Annotated in this window: 16 protein-coding genes; 3 read left to right on the top strand and 13 right to left on the bottom strand. The window is 33.8% G+C overall.

The window, feature by feature from the left end:
• Positions 1-4: 4 nt before the first annotated feature.
• Complete coding sequence (locus IRZ83_RS12435) at positions 5-3,520, bottom strand: nitrate reductase (protein ID WP_194569170.1); 3,516 nt, start codon at positions 3,518-3,520, stop codon at positions 5-7.
• 184 nt (positions 3,521-3,704) lie between these two features.
• On the opposite strand from IRZ83_RS12435, the gene IRZ83_RS12430 reads away from it, so the two are divergent.
• The gene (locus IRZ83_RS12430) at positions 3,705-4,415 is read left to right on the top strand and encodes a Crp/Fnr family transcriptional regulator (RefSeq protein WP_194569168.1); all 711 of its coding nucleotides are present in this window, start codon (positions 3,705-3,707) and stop codon (positions 4,413-4,415) included.
• A 29-nt stretch (positions 4,416-4,444) separates the two neighbouring features.
• Here IRZ83_RS12430 and IRZ83_RS12425 read toward each other — a convergent pair whose 3' ends face one another.
• From IRZ83_RS12425 to nirB, 11 genes are all read right to left on the bottom strand, one after another.
• On the bottom strand, positions 4,445-5,014 hold the full coding sequence (locus IRZ83_RS12425) for a transglycosylase domain-containing protein (protein ID WP_194569166.1): 570 nt from the start codon (positions 5,012-5,014) through the stop codon (positions 4,445-4,447).
• Positions 5,015-5,070: 56 nt separating this feature from the next.
• The gene (locus IRZ83_RS12420) at positions 5,071-5,694 is read right to left on the bottom strand and encodes a class I SAM-dependent methyltransferase (RefSeq protein ID WP_194569164.1); all 624 of its coding nucleotides are present in this window, start codon (positions 5,692-5,694) and stop codon (positions 5,071-5,073) included.
• 2 nt (positions 5,695-5,696) lie between these two features.
• Positions 5,697-6,410: an endonuclease/exonuclease/phosphatase family protein gene (locus IRZ83_RS12415; protein ID WP_194569162.1), complete on the bottom strand. Its 714-nt coding sequence runs from the start codon at positions 6,408-6,410 to the stop codon at positions 5,697-5,699.
• A 619-nt stretch (positions 6,411-7,029) separates the two neighbouring features.
• A complete protein-coding gene (locus IRZ83_RS12410) occupies positions 7,030-7,395 on the bottom strand; it encodes a hypothetical protein (RefSeq protein WP_029273036.1) in 366 nt (121 codons plus the stop codon).
• A gap of 137 nt (positions 7,396-7,532) precedes the next feature.
• On the bottom strand, positions 7,533-8,789 hold the full coding sequence (locus IRZ83_RS12405; protein WP_194569160.1) for an alginate export family protein: 1,257 nt from the start codon (positions 8,787-8,789) through the stop codon (positions 7,533-7,535).
• A 100-nt stretch (positions 8,790-8,889) separates the two neighbouring features.
• Entirely contained in the window at positions 8,890-10,368 is a 1,479-nt protein-coding gene (locus IRZ83_RS12400; protein ID WP_029273038.1) for an MFS transporter, read from the bottom strand.
• Between the two features lie 96 nt (positions 10,369-10,464).
• Positions 10,465-11,124 carry a response regulator transcription factor gene (locus IRZ83_RS12395; RefSeq protein ID WP_194569158.1) on the bottom strand — a complete coding sequence of 220 codons (660 nt, stop codon included), beginning with the start codon at positions 11,122-11,124 and terminating at the stop codon, positions 10,465-10,467.
• A gap of 228 nt (positions 11,125-11,352) precedes the next feature.
• Positions 11,353-13,155 (bottom strand): ATP-binding protein, encoded by a 1,803-nt coding sequence (locus IRZ83_RS12390; RefSeq protein ID WP_194569156.1) that lies wholly within the window; start codon positions 13,153-13,155, stop codon positions 11,353-11,355.
• 9 nt (positions 13,156-13,164) lie between these two features.
• The gene (locus IRZ83_RS12385) at positions 13,165-13,749 is read right to left on the bottom strand and encodes a DUF4202 domain-containing protein (protein ID WP_194569154.1); all 585 of its coding nucleotides are present in this window, start codon (positions 13,747-13,749) and stop codon (positions 13,165-13,167) included.
• A gap of 144 nt (positions 13,750-13,893) precedes the next feature.
• A complete protein-coding gene (gene nirD, locus IRZ83_RS12380) occupies positions 13,894-14,271 on the bottom strand; it encodes a nitrite reductase small subunit NirD (protein WP_194569152.1) in 378 nt (125 codons plus the stop codon).
• A gap of 168 nt (positions 14,272-14,439) precedes the next feature.
• A complete protein-coding gene (gene nirB / locus IRZ83_RS12375; protein ID WP_194569150.1) occupies positions 14,440-16,953 on the bottom strand; it encodes a nitrite reductase large subunit NirB in 2,514 nt (837 codons plus the stop codon).
• A 273-nt stretch (positions 16,954-17,226) separates the two neighbouring features.
• Between nirB and IRZ83_RS12370 the strand changes: the two genes are divergently transcribed.
• Entirely contained in the window at positions 17,227-18,012 is a 786-nt protein-coding gene (locus IRZ83_RS12370; RefSeq protein ID WP_194569148.1) for an META domain-containing protein, read from the top strand.
• 107 nt (positions 18,013-18,119) lie between these two features.
• Positions 18,120-18,551, top strand: a complete 432-nt coding sequence (locus IRZ83_RS12365; RefSeq protein WP_194569146.1) for an META domain-containing protein — start codon at positions 18,120-18,122, stop codon at positions 18,549-18,551.
• 312 nt (positions 18,552-18,863) lie between these two features.
• On the opposite strand, the gene IRZ83_RS12360 is transcribed toward IRZ83_RS12365, so the two are convergent.
• Positions 18,864-20,144, bottom strand: coding sequence for a DUF2130 domain-containing protein (locus IRZ83_RS12360; RefSeq protein WP_029273047.1), 1,281 nt, complete (start codon positions 20,142-20,144; stop codon positions 18,864-18,866).
• Positions 20,145-20,289 lie beyond the last annotated feature (145 nt).

Here is a 20,289-nt window from a genome sequence, read left to right as displayed (position 1 = left end):
AAACTTATCTGCATTTCGCCAGTATCTCTTTAACCTCAGTTTTACAGCTTCCGCAGCCTAATCCAGCACCGGTGTTTTTGCATAAATCAGTAAAATTATGGGTACCACTTTTAATTGCTTCTTCTATATTTCCAACTCCGACTTGACTGCAAGAACATATTAATTTTCCTAAAACAGGTTTTGCGTTTGAGCTTCCTCTTAGCAGAGAATTTCGTTTGTCTGATAATTCGATTTTGCTTTCGATCATGGTTTTAAATTCGGCAAACTCATTTTTATCGCCCATTAAAATCGCTCCAACTAGCAAATCATCTTTGACGATGCATTTTTTGTAATAACGCTTTTTCAAATCGGCAAAAACAATCTCTTCGTATGAATCGTCGTTTTCTGGAACTTCAATATCACCAATACTGCATAAATTAATATCTTCTAATTTTAAAATATTCATTAAAATAGAACCTTTGTAAAAACTGCTGATATCGCCTGCCAAAAAGTTGGCTAAAATATCTGCTTGTTCTTCAGCTGCAGAAGTGATTCCGAACAATTTATTATTGAATTCTGCTATTTCTCCAATTGCAAAAATATCCGGATTCGAAGATTGTAAATACTGATTTACTTTTACACCGCGACCGCAGGCAAGTCCAGTTTCGCGTGCAATTTCAATATTCGGAATCGTTCCAATCGTATAAACAATAGCATTTGCAGTAAGAATTCTCCCGCTTTTTAATGCGATTTCAATCTCATTCGGATTATTGGTTTCAAAAACAGTACTTACTTCATTGTCAAAATAAATCTGTATATCACGAAGCTGTACTTCTTCGGCTAATAATTTGCTGGAAATTCGGTCTAATTGGCGTTCCATCAATCGAGACGCTCTTTGAATTATAGTAGTTTTTACTTTTTTATGTTTTAATGCTGCCGCTAATTCTAATCCTAATAAACCACCGCCAATGATTACAACATGCTGTTCTTCTGGCGGTAAATTGGTACTGTCTAAATGTTTTTTTAATCGGTCTGCATCTTCTTTTCTGCGAACTGTAAATCGGCCTGGCAAATGAAGCTGTGCATTTTCAGGAACAAAAGGCCTGCTTCCGGTTGCTAAAATCAATGAATCATAAGTATGGGTATCTCCTAAGCTGTCTGTGATTGTTTTTTCGTTTGTATTGATTTTATCAATAGCGACACCCGCTTTCATGGTAATTTTGAGTTTGTTTAAAGTTTCTCCATCTTTCACTTTTAATAATTGTTCCCAGGAAAATTCGCCAGTCATGTATTCTGGGAGCAAAACGCGATTGTAAAACGGATTTATTTCATTAGAGAAAACAATAATTTCGTCAGTTGAATTGAATTCACGGTAATTTTGAATAAATCGAAAAGAAGCTGCGCCCGCACCCACAATTGCAATTTTCTGGAAAGGTTTTATGTATTTTGTAATATTGACGGTTGTGTATTTAAAGTCAGGTTCTTTTGAAACTGGGTCAACAACTGTATTGGTTAAATTATTCGTTCGATTTAAATCATTTTCAAGTTGTTTTCCCCAATGCATCGGCAAGAAAACTATTTTTTCTTTGATCGTATCGGTAACTTTTGCTTTTACACGAACTTCTCCGTTTTTACTGGAAACAATAACAATATCGCCATTTTTTATGTCGGATTTGTAGGCATCAATCGGATTAATTTCGAGAACCGGACTTGGTGTATGCGTCATTAATCTTGACACTTTTCCAGTCTTTGTCATAGTATGCCATTGATCTCGAACTCTTCCCGTGGTTAAAATAAATGGAAATTGCGGACTCGGCTGTTCAGACGTATTTTCAATATGCGCTGGTAAATTGAAAATGGCTTTTTGTGAAGGCGTATAAAACTTTTTATCGGTAAAAAGGCGAGGAGTTCCCGGATGTCCATAATCAGGAACAGGCCATTGAAAAGTGCCTTCGGTTCTTAAACGATGATAATTTAAAAATGAAATATCGATATTAGTATTTTTAGTAAGCGCACAGTGTTCTTTATAAATTTCTTCGGCACTATTAAAATCAAAGCCACTGAAATTCATTTTTTTAGCAAAGCGAATTAAAATTTCGATATCCGGAAGTGCTTCTCCCGGCGCATTTATTCCTTTTGGCAAATAAGAAATTCGGCGTTCAGAATTGGTCATTGTGCCTTCTTTTTCTAACCAGCCTGCAGCGGGCAATAATAGATCGGCATATTTTGAAGTGTCTGCATTATGCGAAATGTCCTGAACCACTACAAATTTGGCTTTTTGCAGCGCTTTTTCAATACGACGCGAATCAGGCAAACTAACTAGTGGATTTGTACAAATGATCCAAATGGCTTTCATCTTTCCAGATTCTAAAGCTTCAAACATTTCTGTTGCCGTTAAGCCCGGTTTGTCAGAGATTTCGTCTACGCCCCAAAAATCAGCAACTTCTTTGCGATGTTCTGGATTTGCAATGTCTTTATGTGCCGCTAAAAGTGTTGCCATACCGCCAACTTCGCGTCCGCCCATGGCATTTGGCTGTCCAGTTAACGAAAAAGGACCAGAACCTGGCTTTCCTATTTGTCCGGTTAATAAAGATAAATTCAACAAAGCTGTATTTTTATCTACGCCAACGGCACTTTGATTGAGTCCCATTGCCCAAAGCGAAATAAACCCTTTTGCTTTCCCGATAATAGCTGCAGCGAGCTTAATATCGCTTACAGAAATACCACACAGTTTAGATGCTTTTTCTAGCGAAGTGCTTAAAACTAAGTCTTTATATTGTTTGAAATTTTCCGCATGATTCTTAACAAAATCGTGATCTGTATCCCCTTTTTCGATAATATGTTTGGCAATGGCATGATATAATATAATATCAGATCCTGGGATAATTTGCAAGTGCATATCGGCAAAAGCAGCGGTATCAGTTCGTCGCGGATCGATGACAATGATTTTTATTTTTGGATTTTTCTCTTTGTGTTTTTCAATTCTTCTAAATAATATAGGGTGGCACCACGCTGGATTTGCTCCTGTAATCAAGAAAGTATCAGCCAATTCAATATCGTCATACGCAATGGGTACAGAATCTTCTCCAAAAGTTTTTTTATAACCGACAACGGCAGAACTCATGCAAAGTCTCGAGTTCGTATCTATATTATTGGTTTTTAAAAAGCCTTTTACAAGTTTGTTTACCAGATAATATTCCTCGGTCAAACATTGGCCTGAAATATAAAAACCAACGCTGTCGGATCCGTGTTTTTTTATAATTGATGTAAAAACCGCAGCAGCTCTTTCAAGAGCAGTGTCCCAGCTTACACGCTCCAGCGGATACAATTTACTGCCTCGCATTTCAGGATATAAAATTCGGTCTGATGTATCATTTACTACATAATGCAAATTCATTCCTTTAGAACACAGCATTCCTTTGTTCACCGGATGGTCTTTGTCGCCCGTTACCATTACACCGTTTTTTGCATCGTTGGTTACGATTATACCGCAGCCAACGCCACAATACGAGCAAGTAGTTTTGATTTTGGTGTTTTGCATTACTGCTCTTTTTAGATACTATTAATGAAAATGCTAGAATTCTAAATGAATCACTTATTTGTTTCTATACAAAAATAAGTATTTTTACGTATAAATACTTATTTTTAGAATTTATTTTATATTTTTGATGGAAATAAATGAGGAACAACAAATTAGTTTTCAATCCAGTAAAATTTAGGAACTCATGAAAGAAGAGCAAGCGATTTGTTATACCTGTACCAATGAAAATTGTTTTATAAAGAAACATTTGCATTTGGAAAAGATGACGCACTATGTTGCTAAAAAAAAGAGTTTTATCTGTAAAAAAACAAATCAGTTTATTACCGAGGGTTCGCCATTAAATGGGCTGTATTTTATTTGCAGCGGGAAAGTAAAAACGGTAAAGACCGGAATAAACGGCCGTGAACAAATTGTTCGCTTGACAAAAAATGGAGATACAATTGGGTTTCGCGGATTCGGAACAAGTAAACGTTATTTGATTGGTGCTTATGCACTTGAAGATACAATATTGTGTAATTTTAGTAACGAAACGATGCTCGAAATTCTGAAAAATGTTCCTGAATTCACCTATGCCTTAATGCTGTTTTATGCTGATGAACTGAACAAAAGCGAAAATAATATCAGGAAAATTGCTCACATGAATGTACGTGAGCGCGTAATCGATTTATTGCTTTATATTCACCGCAAATTTGGACAGACCAATGGCTTTATTGATATTGATCTTTCTAGAAAAGAAATTGCTGATTTTGCAGGAACTACCGAAGAACAAGCTATTCGTGTACTTTCAAATCTTAAAAAGGAATTGCTGATTAAAACTGTTGGAAAGCGAATTGGGATTTTGAATATTTCAGCATTGCGATCTGAGGTTATGGAGCATAAATATTTTACTTTCTAAAATATAAAGTAAAAGTACTTATTTATGTTTTAATTTTTGTCTTGTGTATGTAACATATGTTCCAAAAGCAGAACTCTACTTTGTACTACTTTTTTATTCCGAATTGGATCATAAAGACTGGGGTTTTGTAACATTGCAATAAGAGTTAAAACTTCCTTTTCATTTAGTTTGTTAATTTTTTTATTGAAATAGAATTCTGAAGCTTCTTTTACACCGAAAGTTTTATAGGTAGAGTCACCATAAAAGTTTTTAAAATCAGTATTTAGGAGAAGATATTTAAAGCAATCTGTTTGTGTAAATTCTCTCTGTATTTTAAGTTTATAAAATAATTTGGTTAAAGAATATCCGTGTCGGTAGGGACCTATATAATCTGTAGCTCGATCGCAGGGACATTTTTGTTCTTTCATTTTGGTATTTATCTTTTCATAAATTTTAGTAAATGCCTTAAGATTTTCTTTCTGTGCTTCTTTTGTTTTATGAGTTAAATCTACAAATTCTTCATTTTTATACATTACATTAAAATCACTTAGTAGATACGCAATTGTAATTGCTAAAATGATAACTAAACTGATAAATAGCTTTAAATATTTTTTGACCATAAAGAAGAGTTTTTTTGTAAAGACTTCAGAAGTGATTCTCAACCGCTGAGTATAATTTATTTCTTTCTCCCAACAAATCGAATCACAGCACCTTTTCCGTTATGAAATAAACCTTCATTAAGTTCAATTTCTTTTTCTTCTAATTCGATGATTTCATAGTTCGGAAAATCAGCTTTGATTTCTTCTACTGAAAATAAAGATTCAATATCTTTTGGACCGCCCACTTTATCATTTAAAGCAAGATATTCTAAATGTTTTTTGCTGAAGGCTTCAAAAATAATAACACCGTTTTTACGCAAATAAGTTTCAAGGGTTTTGTGAATAGCCGATTTAATTTCTCCAGGAAAGTGTGCGTAAATTAGAGCAATTGCATCGAATTGTTCTGGTTGATAATTTAGAGTTTCTAATTCCCCAACCTGATAATCTATTACAACATTATTAATTTCGGCAAGTTTAATTGCTTTGTTTTTTCCTTCTTCGCTTATATCAAAAGCAGCAACTTTCCAGCCTAATTTTGCAGCAAAAACAGCATTTCTTCCTTCGCCTTCTGCCGGAAAAAGAATAGTTCCTGGATTTAGTTTTTCTATTTGTTCTTTTAGGTAATTGTTAGGTTCTGTGCCGTATGCAAATTCTTCGTTGCTGTAGCGGTCGTTCCATCTTTCTGTCCAGGCGTTGGTCATTTTTATAAATTGAAGTTGATTATTAATGGTTTATGATCGCTGTGAATTGTCCAATCTTGATAATTTCCTATTTCTACGCTTTCTAAGATTTCGATAAAATCATTCGAAGCAAAACAATAATCAAGATGATACGGTTTGTTTTCGTGGCGATACAAATATAAAGTAGGATGTTCTTCTTTTCCCTGCGTTTGATTGTAATATTTGTGATAGGTGCTAAAGATTTTCTTGGCTTCTAATTTTGTTACAACGGCAGTGTGGTTTCCTTCTCGCCGTGGTTTGTCCCAAATAGTATTGCTGTTGAAATCTCCAATTAAAATCGTTTTATTTTCTTGGATCAAATCTTCATAATAATGAATCGCTTTCCAAACCTGAGTTACGTAAGCTCCATCTTTATCAGCTGGGTTATTTGCCCAAACGGCAAACAATGTAAAATCGACTTTTCCGCCAGTTACGGCAATGGGCAAAATGTTTTTAAAATCGGGATTATGGCAATTCAGCAATTTAAATTTATAGTCGCTATAAGAAAAAACGCCAAGCCCTTTATGCGGATTTGTGCCATACCAAAGAATATCGTTTGGCAATTGTACTTGGCTTGAAAATTTCAATTTTTCAGGACTTTCACACTCAGAAATTACGACAATATCAGGATTATAAGCAAGAATAAATGCTGCTTTTTTTCTGAATGCCATGTTGCAATTCCAAGCAATGAGTTTCATTTTTCTAAAATTGGTTTTTTTTGTTTCAAAAGATTTAAAACAAGAAAGTTCAAGCTTAATGAAAAAACAATACTAAAGATGGCTATTAATCTATAATTGACATTTCTATGATGATAATGGTATATGTTTTTGCTGTCAATTACAGTTGTATATTTTATAATTTGTGATTCAAAAAAAGAAAATGTAAGATAAAATAAAAGCAAAAGAACTATATAAATAAGAATTGAAAGAAAGCCGATATTTTTTGATTTTTTAAACTTAGTAATGGTGTAAAAACCAATAGGAATTAGAGTTAATATGAAGCCTAAATCAGGAATGAAAAATCTAATTTCTTTTCCTCCGTAAAATTTTAAATCATAATTAGCCATTTTAAATATAAGTGTTCGAGTCAAAGTTCGATATTCTATATCATAAAATAATCCAATCAGAAAGAATGAAATTATGAAAATAATCAAAATTATGATGTTTCTATTTTTCATATAACAAGTTATCTCTAGAGGATTTTCAATCAAATATACCTAAAATATATTTACAAAATAATTAGAAATGAAACTGCCCTTTTCTTATTTGAAAAGGGCAGTTTATATATTTAGATTTTTAAAGATCTATTTTAAAAATATTAACCAACAAGTGTTGTAATACCACTATTTATGTCAATTTCTGCAAAATTATGTTTTCCCATAACGATAAGCAGTTTGTCTGAATTATAACCTACATATCTTATTTGAGGTTCTCCACGTTTTGGTTCTCCGCAAACAGAAATAACATTGGTCTGCCATTTTAATTTGCTTCTTTTGTAGGCTGATATTGTTTGTAAATCGTTTTCAACATAATAAATAATGTTGTTTTTTTTAATTCCTCTTTTTTGTGTTTTTGCAAAATTTATTTCTGAATTTTTTGAAATTAAAGCATCATTGTATTTTTCAGAAATACCACTGTGAGTTGCAATAAAAGTAAGCATCGATAATTTTAAAAATTGTTTCATAGGATAGAATTGGGGGTTCGTAATCATTTCAAATATAACTAATTAAAACATATAACCAACTTTTCATAAAGAAAAAAAAATACCCTTTTCAAGAAATAGGAAAAGGGTAAAATTGATATGTTAATTTTGAATAAAAACTATTTTTTCCAGCTAAAAATTTTGGGATTTACAGAAATCATTAACCAAGCCCAATTGTTTGTATGACCGGCGTCTCCATTTTTGATGAATTCTAAAGTGTGAGAACCAAACATTTGAGAATAACCGCCTGAAACAGTAATGTCTTTTTTGAAATTATAAGCAAAAGTTGCGTCTATCTCTGTTCCTAAATACGAATCTAATTTTTCATTTAGTGGCGTAACTACATCTGCAGCAGCTAAGAATGCATGCGGAATTAAAGCAAACTGCCATTTATTGGCATTGTAATTTAATTTGATAAATGCATCTTGCAAACCAACATTGTTCAGGTGATTTCCAACATAAAAATAATCCATATAACCATTAAAACCGTGATTGGTGCCAAAAATTGGGTTGAACGATTTAATTACAGAACTTCCGTCGTTTGTATTTTTTCCGGAAAGGAATTCATATCCTAAACCAGCTTTAAATGATGCTGTTATTTGATAGCCAAAATTGGCACCGGCGTTCCACGCGCTTACTTGCAAATTTGTACTTTTTCCTGTTTGTCCGTATGCCCAAAAATTACTGTCGATTTTACTGGTTTTATAAGCGAGATATGGGCCAAAAGTTTGTTTGTAATCGACCAATAATTTAGCATCAGCATTTGCGTATTCATAACCTGTGTTAAGCGCTAAAAAACTCAACCCTAAATCACTAAATTGAGTGTGGTACCAAGCATATTGCAAAGCTTTGTAATTGGCAACTGTATATGGCGTTTGCAAAACATTTTCAGCAGTCGAATTATAAGCTCCTCCAAAATCTAACTGCTGTTTTTCTTGACGGAAAGAAACCGTTAACGCATCATGGCTTTGCGCTTGTTGTCCCCAATCCTGTTCACCTAAAATACGCTGATTATCGTATGAAAGGACTTGACGGCCAATTTTTGCACTCCATTTTTCGGTAAAATTATATTGTGCCCAAGCTTCAAAAACGGCAACTCCATTTTTATCGGCAACAGTATTTGGAGCAACATCGCCCCAAGTTCTCGTATTTTGAAAAGTTAATTTTACAGTTAACTCGTCTTGTTTGTAATTGAAATTTAAACGAGAGCGCTGTGAGATTTGCGAAGTGCCTTCTTGTTCTTCCGGCAACAATGTTTTATAACCATTTCGGTATTCAAAACGAGGCCTTATCTGTAAATTTACATCTAATTCCTGAGCTTCAATTGAAGCATTGATTCCGAGAACTAGCAGGAGAATTATTTTTATTTTTTTCATAAAACTGGTAATTTTTTGATGGCGTAAATTTATAAGAAAAATAAGCCTTTACTAAATATGGAAGTTATTATTTTAAAATTTTAGCAACATGTTATTCAAACTATTGTCTGTCAATAACTTTTGATAATATAGGCTGTTTTTCATTCATTATTTTTGTGATTGTGTAATGCATCCAAATCAAACAAATGACAGAGAAAACTAAAATAAAAATCCATGAGCTGGACCAAATTCCGGTTGCAGTTAATAAATACCCAAAAATAATTGGTCCGAAGAAACCGCCCAAACCGCCAATCATTCCGACCATGCCGCCAACAACGCCAACTTCTGTCGGGAAATATTCTGGAATATGTTTGTAAACTGCTGCTTTCCCAATTCCCCACGAAATACCAATTAAAATTACTAAGACTAAGAAAACCCACATATTGGCGTCAAATTTAATTACGGTGATTCCTTTAGCCAAAAGTTCTTTTTTCTTTACGGTTTGGTTTTGCTGCACGACCACTTGCTGCCATGAAGTGCTGGTTGGAAAAATAGCATTTTCAGATTCATTTTCTTTTTTCTGAGCGATTGCAAAGGCTGTTTCCCCAATTTTAATATTATCTTTCGCAACAGAAGTTACAGTTCCTTTTTTAGTGGCCAAAACGCCAGGTCCGGTTGTTGTGATTTCCATTTTCGGAACCATTAACAGGGCACTTAAAATGACAGATGAACTCAAAACCCAATACATAACTTTTCGTGCTCCGAATTTATCTGATAAGTAACCTCCAAAAGCCCTGATTACACCAGATGGCAAACTGAAAAGCGTTGCAAACAAACCGCCCATAACCAAACTCGTCTGATATACATTCATGAAATTTGGCAGAAGCCATTGTGAATACGCGACAAAACATCCAAAAACTAAAAAGTAATACGCCCCAAATCGCCAAACTCTGGCTGATTTTAAAGACTGAAGCATTTCAGAAACAGACTTTGTATGGTTTTCTATTTTTTTGTTTGTTGCAAAAATTAAAAAGGCAATTCCGATTACGACTAAAGCCACAGCATATATTATGGGAAGGATTTTCCAGCCATTCTGCGGATCATTAGTAGAAAAATGATTTAATAATGATGGCGCTAAAAAAGTGGTTATTGCAGCGCCGGCATTTCCCATTCCGAAAATTCCAAGCGCGCGCCCTTGCCATTCTTTTGGATACCAAATTGAAGTATAACCAATTCCGACAGCAAAACTCGTTCCTACCATTCCAAAAAAGAAACTCAATAAAGCAAACATAAAAAAGCTGTCAGCAAATGGAAGCAAGAATAATGGAACGGAAGAGAGGAGAAGCAAAAGAGAAAAGACATATTTGCCTCCAAATTTATCTGTCAACATACCTATTGGCAAACGCATAATAGAACCAGTCAAAATTGGGATACCGAGTAACCAGCCAACTTGAACAACGCTCCAATGGAAAATACCGTTATCGACTAAAAAGGTAACTAATACACCATTTAAAGTCCAACAGGCAAAACACACCGTGAATGCCAAAGTATTTAAAAATAAAATTTTGTGTGACTGCGAGAGTGCGTTTGTATTTTTCATAGTACTTATATTTTTGAGTAAAAATAAGTACTATAACGTAGTTAAAAACTGCTAAAACGCAGTTTTTTAAAAATAATTAAGTATTTATACGTAATTTTATAAAAGTGAATATTCAGTTGCTTTATTAGAAAGCTCCATCAGATTTTTTACTTTTAGCTTTTTCATTAAATTAAAGCGATGTACTTCTGCAGTTCTCTTGCTGATTTCAAGAGCTTCGGCGATTTCTTTGTTTCCTTTTCCAGACAATAAAAGCTGAAGAATTTCTTTTTCTCTTTTCGTAATCATCATTTCATCTCCTAAATTTTGTTTCGGTTCTAAAGATGAAGATGAATTTGTCAATTGGCTGATTAGAATAGAAGAGATGTCGCCACTGAAATATTTTCCGCCTGCAGCAACAGTATGCAAAGCTTTTAAAAATTCTTCTTTGCTTGAACCTTTTAGTAAATAACCATCGGCTCCAGCTTTGATTGATTTTAATACATATTCTTCAGATTCGTGCATTGAAAGCATAATAATTTTTATGTTATTATTTTCGCTTCTAAGTTTTTCTACTACCTCAATACCGGTTAAGTTTGGCATACGAATATCTACTATAAGTAAATCAGGTTTGGTTGTGGCAACTACTTCAAGAGCATCAGAGCCATCAATTGCTTCGCCTGCTACCTCAATGTTTGCTTCGTTTTCAAGTAAAGATTTTATGCCATCTCTCACAAATACATGATCATCTGCTAGAACAACTCGAATAGTATTACTCATGACTTACTTAATTTTGATTCTAAATTTTTACGTATATTCATCTATAAATATTGGGCTAAGATACGTAATTTTTAAAAATTAGATTCCAATTTTTAAAAATTCCAAATTCTAAAGATTAGCTGAACATTAAAAGTAAATTAAAAAATTATAAAGTTTAAGATTACAAATTGCAATTATCTGATTTGCATTTTGAAAAAGTTTGGAATTTGGAATTTAAAAATTGGAACTTTATATAGGAATATTAAAAGTAATCCTCGTGCCTTCGCCGGGAATCGATTTGAAGAAAACGCGTCCGTTTATGTATTGAATTCTTTCTTTCATAAACAATAATCCCATTCCGGATTCGCTGTTGCGTTTTTTGTCCACTTCATTTATGTCGAAACCTTTTCCGTTGTCGTCTACGATGATGCTTAATAAAGTTTCACTGTGCGAAAGCTGTACAATAATATGAGAGGATTCGGCATATTTTATAGCATTGTTGATTGCTTCCTGAGTGAGACGATAAATATTGATTTCGATTAATGAATCTAAACGTTGCTTAAAATCGGTTTTGTTGTAAAACAGAATTTCTTTTCCAGTTAGTTTTGAAAGTTCTTGTGTTAATTTTGCTAAGGAAGAAACGATTCCGTGATCGCTTAATTCTGGAGGCATTAAGTTAAAAGTTGCGGTACGAACGCCTTTAATAATATCAAGTGACAGCTTCTTTAAATATTCAATTTTTTGGGATGATTTTTCTTTGTCATCCAGATTGATGCTTTCTAAACTAAATTTTAAACCGGTCAACATTTGCCCAATTCCGTCATGAATTTCTTTAGCAATTCTGTTTTGTTCATTTTCTTGATTTTCAACAATTTTACTTGAAATAATTTTTTGCTGATTTATCTTTTCGGTACTGTTTTCAATATTTAAGCGTTCGACTTCTCGTTGTGCTTTTTTGCGTTCCGTAATGTTGAAACAGATAATTAAAAGCTCAGATTCTTCTTTTTTAATTGTTACTGGAACCATTGATAAGTCGAGCCAAATCGTCTGGTTTTCTTTGTTTATTATTTTAATTTCGCCTTGCCAGCCACTTCTGTGCTTTTCAAAAATGATTCGGTCAATATTTAATTGTTCTTTTTCATCGGTTGTTAAAACTTCAGAGAATTTTTTGTTCGATGAAAACTTGGTGTAGTTTAAAAGTTTGGCGAATTTTTCTCCAATATGAATAATAGATCCATCCGGCGCAATTCGGCAATAGAGTAAAGTATTCTCCATTGCATAATTCAGAGATTTTAATTCTTTAACTGAATTTTCTTTGATTTCACTGATAATTTCAGTGTCATAAGCCAATTTTAACGCTTTCTTTTCTGAAGATAAAAGCCTTGTAATTAATTTTTCTATTTTTTTATTTGTAGGCTTGAAAATGAAGAAAAATTCTAAAAGCAAAACAAATAAAGTAAAACCAAAAATCCAATATTCTATTTTGCGTTGTTGTGTTACCTTTTCGTGCGCCTCGAGATCATACTGCGTTACAATCTGATTCATTTTCGAAAGGAAAATGCCTTCGTTTTTTAAAATAATCTGTACCAGTTTTTGATTTTCAACTTGCTTGTTTTTGTCGTTTAAATTTGAAATTAAAATATTTGAAGCAGTATAAATTCTACTAAAACTTGGTTCTATTTCAAGATATAATTGATTTAGAATTTCACTTTTTTGATGTGGAAAACCCAAACTGTCACTTCCATTCTCAAGTGCATCATGGTTGTCTTTCCAATTGGATAAAACCTTTTTTAAATGCGATTTTTTTTTGGCTGTAGCCGAATCAGAAACATAATGCAGAATCAGGACTTCTTTCACGATTTTCTGGCTCAGCATCCTTTGTTTTCCAGAAAAATTAATGATTTTAGAATCGCTTAATTGCTGATTCAGATTGTATTGCACTAAAACCTGACTTAAAATGATAGTTACAGCAATAGTCAAAAGTGCAAAAAAATACAGACGACGTAAATTTTTGAAAGTAATTTTATCTTCTTCCTGATTGCTGTTTTTCATATAATTCAATTACAATCCTAGAGAAGCTTTAATTAGGCTTAAATTTTCTGCAGAATAATTGATTTTTAAGGCTTCCTGATGTCCTTTCTCAGACATTTTGTCCCAAGTTTTTTTGATGATGTTTTTTAGTTTTTCCTCGTCGTGTTTGTGTACAAAAGGATCTAAATAGTACTCAAGAAAAACAAGACAGATCACATCTTCTAGCAATTGAGTTTCGTGATCTTTTTTAAGTAATTTTTTCTCAATTAAAAAAGAAACGCGATCAATAAAAGTCTGATCGTAACCTGCTTTTTCTAGGATTTCGGCAGTCGTTTTAGCGTGAAATTTTTTTAATTCTTCTCTCCATCTCAAATAACCAACGCGATCCATCGGATACGATTCACGAGCGACTTTCCATCTGCAGATGTGCTGTGCTTTTGAAGCAATCTGTATTTCTTCTGAAGCTTCTGGATCAAATTGCATCAACCTCTCATACATCCGGTTTGAATATAATAATTCTTTAGGGAATTCATTATTTTGATCGATTTCGATATTTGGATCTTGTGCATTTTCAGCATCAATCCATTCGCTTGCTTTTTGAAAAGGTGTAGTCATTTTTTGGTTTGATAATAGATTTCAAAGATAGGGAATTAGTAAATATGTGAAATGTGAAAAGTGAGTAGTTAAAAGTGAGATGGAAAGAAGCAAGAAGCAAGATGATAAAAGTTCTTCAAATCTTGCTTCTTTGCTCTTAAAAGTCTAATCAACAAATCCAACAAATACTTCATTCTCCACAACCTTAATCGGATAGGTTGCAATTTTAAAATCATCTCCGTTTAGGTTAGATCCATCAATAAGTGAAAATGTTTTTTTATGCATAGGACAGGCAATTTTCGGAATATCATCTGCAGATCCAGTCATTCCTCTTGATAATACCATTTCCATTTTATGCGGGCAGGCGTTTTGGCAAGCATACCATTCATTGCGTCGTGTGAAGTTAAAAATAGCAATTTGTTTGTTTTTGTATTTGATACAGCCACCGCGATTGGTTGGAAAATCTTCAACTTTACCTGCTTTGAACCAAATTGTGGCATCATTGGGATGTACTGTTTCGTATTGATTTAAGATTTCTTCCATTTTTAATAATTTTTTATTTGCCACTAAGGCGCTAAGGTGCAAAGTTTTTCTTTCTCTTCTTTGTCTTTTTAATTTCGAAAATTCGCTAAGACGCAAAGTTTTTTTTTAAAATTTCTTACAATAAAACTTTGCGACTTAGCGTCTTTGGGATCAATTCCAATTAGCTTTTTATGACCAAGCTTTTGGTGCTTTTTGATCTCTTAACGGAACAAAAACAGCATTATCGTCTTTTTCGTCTGAGTTTATGAAATGATTGAAACGTTTCAGTAATCTTGGTTTTTCCAGAACTTGTTTCCATTCGCATTCAAAAGTGTTTACCAAAGTCTGCATTTCGGCTTCTAAGGTTTCACAGATTCCTAAACGGTCTTCGATAATAACTTCTTTAAGATATTCTAAGCCACCGTCTAGTTTTTCTAGCCAGGTTGATGTTCGAATCAGTGGACCGGCAGTTCTTATATAATACATTAAAAATCTGTCCATATATTTGATAACAGTTTCTTTATCAATTTTTTCTGCTAATAAAACAGCATGTTTTGGGTTGGCTCCGCCATTACCGGCGATGTACAAATTCCAACCGCCTTCAACGGCAATTAATCCGAAATCTTTTCCGCGGGCTTCGGCACATTCGCGTATGCAGGCCGAAACACCGCCTTTTAATTTGTGCGGAGAACGAATTCCTTTGTATCTGTTTTCCAGTTCGATGGCAAATCCGGCGCTGTCGTCCATTCCGTAGCGACACCATGCATTCCCGACACAGCTTTTTACGGCACGAAGCGATTTTCCGTAGGCATGACCGCTTTCGAAACCATTATCAATTAAGATTTTCCATATTTTTGGAAGATCACTCAAATGTGCTCCGAATAAATCAACTCTTTGTGCTCCTGTAATTTTGGTGTATAAATCAAACTGTTTAGCCACTTGGCCAATTACGATTAATTTCTCGGCCGTAATTTCTCCTCCTGCAACTCTTGGAACAACTGAGTAAGTTCCGTTTCGTTGAATATTCGCTAAAAATCTGTCGTTTGTATCCTGAGTGGTAACGTGTTTGTTTGCCGTATCGTTATATATACTGGAGAAAATAGAAGCAAGAACAGGTTTGCAGACTTCACAGCCATCGCCTTTTCCGTGATGATCCAAAACCTCATAAAAATTTTCATATTTGTTGATTTTCACCAAATCGAATAGTTCTTGGCGATTATAATTGAAATGCTCACAGATTACTTCTTTTACTTCTTTTCCTAAAGATTTTTGTGTTGCTTTTACCAAATCTGAAACCATTGGCTTACAGCCTCCACAGCCAGAAGTTGCTTTTGTATGTTTTACAACATCAGAGAAACTAGAACAGCTTTCGTCTAAAATTTTACAGCAAATAGTGCCTTTAGTAACATTTTCGCAAGAACAAATTACAGCTGTATCTGGTAAGTCCATTACACTTCCTAAACTTGAACCTTCAGCACTATCGCGAGAACCTAAAATCAAATCTTCAGGATTTTTAGGTAGGGCCATAGCATTGCTGTAAATCTGAAAAAGCGAATTATAATCACTGGCATCTCCCACTAAAATTCCGCCTAGTAAGGTTTTAGAATCTTTAGTAACGTTGATTCTTTTGTAAATGCCGCTTAATTTGTTTTCATAAATAATTGCCGTTACATTTTCGTTTTCGACAAAAGGATCACCAAAACTCGCTACTTCAACACCAATTAATTTTAATTGAGTCGACATATCAATGGTTTCTCGCATGGTTTTAGAACCCTTTAAGATTTGCTCGGCAGCAACATCGGCCATTTCGTAACCCGGAGCAACAAGTCCGTAAATATTTTGATTGTAAAGCGCTACTTCGCCAATAGCATAAATGGAAGGATCTGATGTCTGCATCTGATTGTTTACTACAACGCCGCCTCGTAAACCCACTTCAAGTCCTGAAACTCTTGCAAGTTCGTCGCGAGGCTTGATTCCGGCAGATATAACCAGCATATCAACTTTTAACAATTCGTCCTCGGCAAACATCATTCCTGTTATGCATGTTGCTCCGTCAATATATTGTGTGGCTTTGTTAAGATGAATTCCTATATTTAATTCCTCAATTTTAGATTGCAGCATATCGCTTGCTCCTTTGTCTAATTGTCTCGGCATTAATCTTGGAGCAAATTCCACCACATGCGGATTCAGTCCTAAATCCCTAACGGCTTTTGCTGCTTCAAGACCTAATAAACCGCCTCCTAAAACGGCAGCTTCTGTTGCGCCTTTTTGTTTTATTTTTTTGGCGTAAGCCATAATTGCATCCAGATCTTCGATTGTTCTGTAAACAAAAACACCTTCTTTTTCTACTCCGTCAATTGGAGGAACAAATGCAGATGAACCTGTTGCTAAAACTAAGTAATCGTACGTATGCGTTTTTTCAAGATGTGTATGTATCGTTTTTTCTTTTCGGTTAATGTCTGTAATTAATTCAGAAGTGTTTAAAGTAATATTGTTTTCTTCGTACCATTCGCTAGTTGATAAACATAAATCGTCAGCGGTCTTACCTCCAAAGTATTCACTTAAGTGAACACGATCGTAAGCACGTCTTGGTTCTTCACCAAAAACCGTAATCTGATACTTTTCTTGTCCTGATTTTGAAATGAATTTTTCGCAAAATTTATAACCAACCATCCCGTTTCCAACTACTATTACTTTAATCATGATTTCTTTAATTAAGTATTATTATGCAAATATACGTATTTATACTTATTTAAATACGTATTATTTTCAATTTTTAATTATTTAGCATTTTTCATAATTACGTATTTTAGCGTAAAGTTCTACGTAATCCGGATTTGAGAGAGATTTGCTATCTTGAAAATTATTCTAAATTTGAAAGCATTCTAAATAATAAATTCAAAAAAATGTCGTAAATTCATAAGAATTTTACTCGTGTTTTATTAAAAACAAAAAGACATTTTAAATAAAAAAGTTATGAAAAATATACTTTCGCTAGTGCTTTTACTTTCTTTACTAATAAGCTGTAAATCTACAGCCGGCAAAACTTCGGGTATAAAACAAACTACTTCTTCTGAATACGGAACTCAAGAAGATGAAATGAAATATTTTTTTACAGCTACTGGAAATGAACCTTTTTGGGGACTAAAAATGGGAAATGATAATATAATTTTTACTTCGCTGATTACAGGAAAGGAAAAGCTTATTTTTCCTGCTGTTGAAGCTATAAAATCAATGGATGCCAATGTAAAGATGTATAAATTAAGCAATGAAACAGCCACGGCAACTATTTCAATACAACAGTTAGAATGTCAAAATTCGATGTCTGGTGCTATTTCTCCGTACAAAGTTACAGTCGATATTAAAAATAATATAGAGATGGAATCAAAAAAGCTTGAAGGATGCGGGAAATACAATACCGATTATCGACTTCATGATATCTGGGTTTTGGAAGAATTAAATGGATTTAAAGTTTTTGTGACTGATTTTCAAAGAGAACTGCCAAGAATTGAAATTAATTCAACTGAAAATAAATTTATGGGTTACGGCGGATGTAATGCTATCACGGGAACTATATTTTATGAAAAAGATCTGTTGAGATTTACAAATGGAATTTCGACTTTGATGGCCTGCCCGCAGGGAAATAAGGAAAGTCAATTTACGAAAGCGCTTCAAAGTACGACAACCTATACTATTGGAGATAACAGATTAACACTTTCAAATCCTTCAGGTAAGCTTTTGGTTTTTAGAAAAGTAGATTAATCTTATGATTATAAATGTCTTAGAATAGTCTAAAAATAACTTATAGCAGCTATAGGTTAGTGTAGTGGTATAATACTTTTGTAAAATAAAACTTATATTTATTTTACATGAAAAGGATTTTAATGCTATTTATAGCTGTATCGTTGACTTACAGCTGTAAATCTTCTAAAGAAGTGAATTCAACAGCTTCAACTACTGAAAAGTCAATTGAAAAGAAATTACAGCAAACTTGGGTTTTAGAGAATCTAAACGGTAAAATTGTTACTGAAAAAGATTTTTCAACGCTTCCAAAAATTACGATGAATGCTTCAACTTTTTCGGGATTTACAGGATGTAATGCGATAAAAGGGAATTTACTTTCGAAAGGTGAGGGACAAGTTCAGTTTACGAGTCTTTCCTTAGAAACCAAAAAATGTGATGCGAAGAAAGAAGGTGAATTTGTACAGTTGTTAAGAACCAATTCAGGTTATTCTGTTGAAAATAACAAGCTTTACTTATCTAATCAGTTTGGTTTGACAATGTCTTTCAAAAAAGGTTAATTCAAAAAGAAAACTGAAAAAGAAAAAAGGCTTCGAAATTAATCGAAGCCTTTTTTCTTTTGTCATTTCTCTCCCGACGCCTCGGGAGAGAAATCGCACTCGAAATTCGACAAATATTGGCGAATTTCTTTGCGGAATTACTAGTGCGATTTCTCGTTCCTCGAAATGACAATATTGTGTTTGATTTTCAACTTTTAACGAATTGAAATTCGTTGCCACAAAATAAATTGTTCTTTGGTAACTTTAAAAAAAATCCGTGCCCATCCGTGTTTTCGCGTTAGCGAATCCGTTTAATCCGTGTCCCATATATTGTTATTCCAATAATTCCTTAGGATCTTCATTATCATCTTCAATAAAATCCAATTCTAAAGCTCGAACAGTCTGCACAGCATTTCCGGCAATTCCACGAATCGAACCGTACATCCCTAAGGTATTGTGAACTACTTTTTCGATTTGTTTCTCTCGCTGTTTCCAGATTCTCTGCATCGCTCTTTTTTCAGAATCTAAATCATTCTGCATTTGCGTAAAACCTTCAACAATTCCCTCAATTTGCAAGCGGAATTCATTGCTGGTTAAGAAATCATACAACATCGACATTTTATCGCCTTTATTTTCCTGCGCCTGAACTGCCTGACTCACCTGAATCAAGGATTGACGCAAAACAGCGCTCAAACCTTTAAATTCTTCATAAGTACAAATCCAGATTCCGTCGCGCATTCCCATTCGGTCCATTCCTGAAGGCATAACTTCGGTAACTAAAACTCCAATATTAGCTCTTTTCGTTCTGATATCATTTTTGAATTTTTCAATCCATGTGGGCTGAAAAGCTTTTGTTCTTTTGCTTTCGTAATAAATAGAACCGCAATTTTGCAGTTCGCGAGTGTTCACAATTTGAAGACAATCCGCACCATTTGCGCCTTTTTTTACTTCGTCGATACTATCTAGCGGAAAATTATTCGCCAGCCATTCTTCAATCGCCAATTCCATTACTTCGCCTTGCAATTGCATAGAACCTTGTTCCTGCTTGCGTTTCATTTCTTCAATTAGCTTTTTCTGATCGTCAGACTGTTTTTGGTATTCTTTAATTTTTAGTTCGTTTTTTTCTTCTTCCTGTTTACGGATTTTATCACGTTCCAAAACCAAAGTAGCATTTAGCTGTTTTTGTGCTTCGGCTTCGATTGCATCTTTCATTTCCAGTTTTTCACGCTGTAACTTGGCAATTTCACCCTGCATTTTATTTAACTCCCTGATTTTATCTGATTTTTCAGAAAGTTCTTTTTCCATTAAAAGTAAACGGTCTTTATTTTCTTCGTCGAGTTTAATTTTAAGCCTTTCAGAAATTTCTTTTTCGGCTATTTTTCTTTCTCTTTCCAGTCGCTCGGCAAAAAGTTCGTTTTCTTGTTTCTTTTTAGCTTCAAATTCGGCTTTGGCTTTCTCGAATTGCTCGTTCTTAAGTTCTAATTCTTTATTTTGAATAGTTGCTTTTTGCTGAAATTCTTTGCGTATGCTATCTTCTAACTGATGTTTTAAAATATCATTTACATCGATAGTTGTTCCGCAATTTGGGCACTGAATTGAAGATTGCTCTGCCATTTTATTGATTTTTTGAGTAGAATTATAATTTGCTAAGGTATTTAAAAGTTCTCTTTTTCTTATTGCGATTTGTGTGATAAATTGTAACGATTTTTGTTTTCCACGAATGGCACTAATTTGCACTGATTCTTTTTTACAGTGTGCA

The sequence above is a fragment of the Flavobacterium sp. JLP genome, assembly GCF_015350755.1.
Taxonomy (GTDB): Bacteria; Bacteroidota; Bacteroidia; order Flavobacteriales; family Flavobacteriaceae; genus Flavobacterium.
Note: the sequence above shows the minus strand (reverse complement) of the source record. Positions and strands in the feature narration are given on the sequence as shown.

Coding starts and splice junctions, on each gene's coding strand:
- IRZ83_RS12415 (WP_194569162.1), bottom strand. CDS start 6,410: ATGAAACTCATTGCTTGGAATTGCAACATGGCATTCAGAAAAAAAGCA.
- IRZ83_RS12400 (WP_029273038.1), bottom strand. CDS start 10,368: ATGAAAAATACAAACGCACTCTCGCAGTCACACAAAATTTTATTTTTA.
- IRZ83_RS12430 (WP_194569168.1), top strand. CDS start 3,705: ATGAAAGAAGAGCAAGCGATTTGTTATACCTGTACCAATGAAAATTGT.
- IRZ83_RS12420 (WP_194569164.1), bottom strand. CDS start 5,694: ATGACCAACGCCTGGACAGAAAGATGGAACGACCGCTACAGCAACGAA.
- IRZ83_RS12405 (WP_194569160.1), bottom strand. CDS start 8,789: ATGAAAAAAATAAAAATAATTCTCCTGCTAGTTCTCGGAATCAATGCT.
- IRZ83_RS12370 (WP_194569148.1), top strand. CDS start 17,227: ATGAAAAATATACTTTCGCTAGTGCTTTTACTTTCTTTACTAATAAGC.
- nirB (WP_194569150.1), bottom strand. CDS start 16,953: ATGATTAAAGTAATAGTAGTTGGAAACGGGATGGTTGGTTATAAATTT.
- IRZ83_RS12360 (WP_029273047.1), bottom strand. CDS start 20,144: ATGGCAGAGCAATCTTCAATTCAGTGCCCAAATTGCGGAACAACTATC.
- nirD (WP_194569152.1), bottom strand. CDS start 14,271: ATGGAAGAAATCTTAAATCAATACGAAACAGTACATCCCAATGATGCC.
- IRZ83_RS12395 (WP_194569158.1), bottom strand. CDS start 11,124: ATGAGTAATACTATTCGAGTTGTTCTAGCAGATGATCATGTATTTGTG.
- IRZ83_RS12425 (WP_194569166.1), bottom strand. CDS start 5,014: ATGGTCAAAAAATATTTAAAGCTATTTATCAGTTTAGTTATCATTTTA.
- IRZ83_RS12435 (WP_194569170.1), bottom strand. CDS start 3,520: ATGCAAAACACCAAAATCAAAACTACTTGCTCGTATTGTGGCGTTGGC.
- IRZ83_RS12410 (WP_029273036.1), bottom strand. CDS start 7,395: ATGAAACAATTTTTAAAATTATCGATGCTTACTTTTATTGCAACTCAC.
- IRZ83_RS12385 (WP_194569154.1), bottom strand. CDS start 13,749: ATGACTACACCTTTTCAAAAAGCAAGCGAATGGATTGATGCTGAAAAT.
- IRZ83_RS12365 (WP_194569146.1), top strand. CDS start 18,120: ATGAAAAGGATTTTAATGCTATTTATAGCTGTATCGTTGACTTACAGC.
- IRZ83_RS12390 (WP_194569156.1), bottom strand. CDS start 13,155: ATGAAAAACAGCAATCAGGAAGAAGATAAAATTACTTTCAAAAATTTA.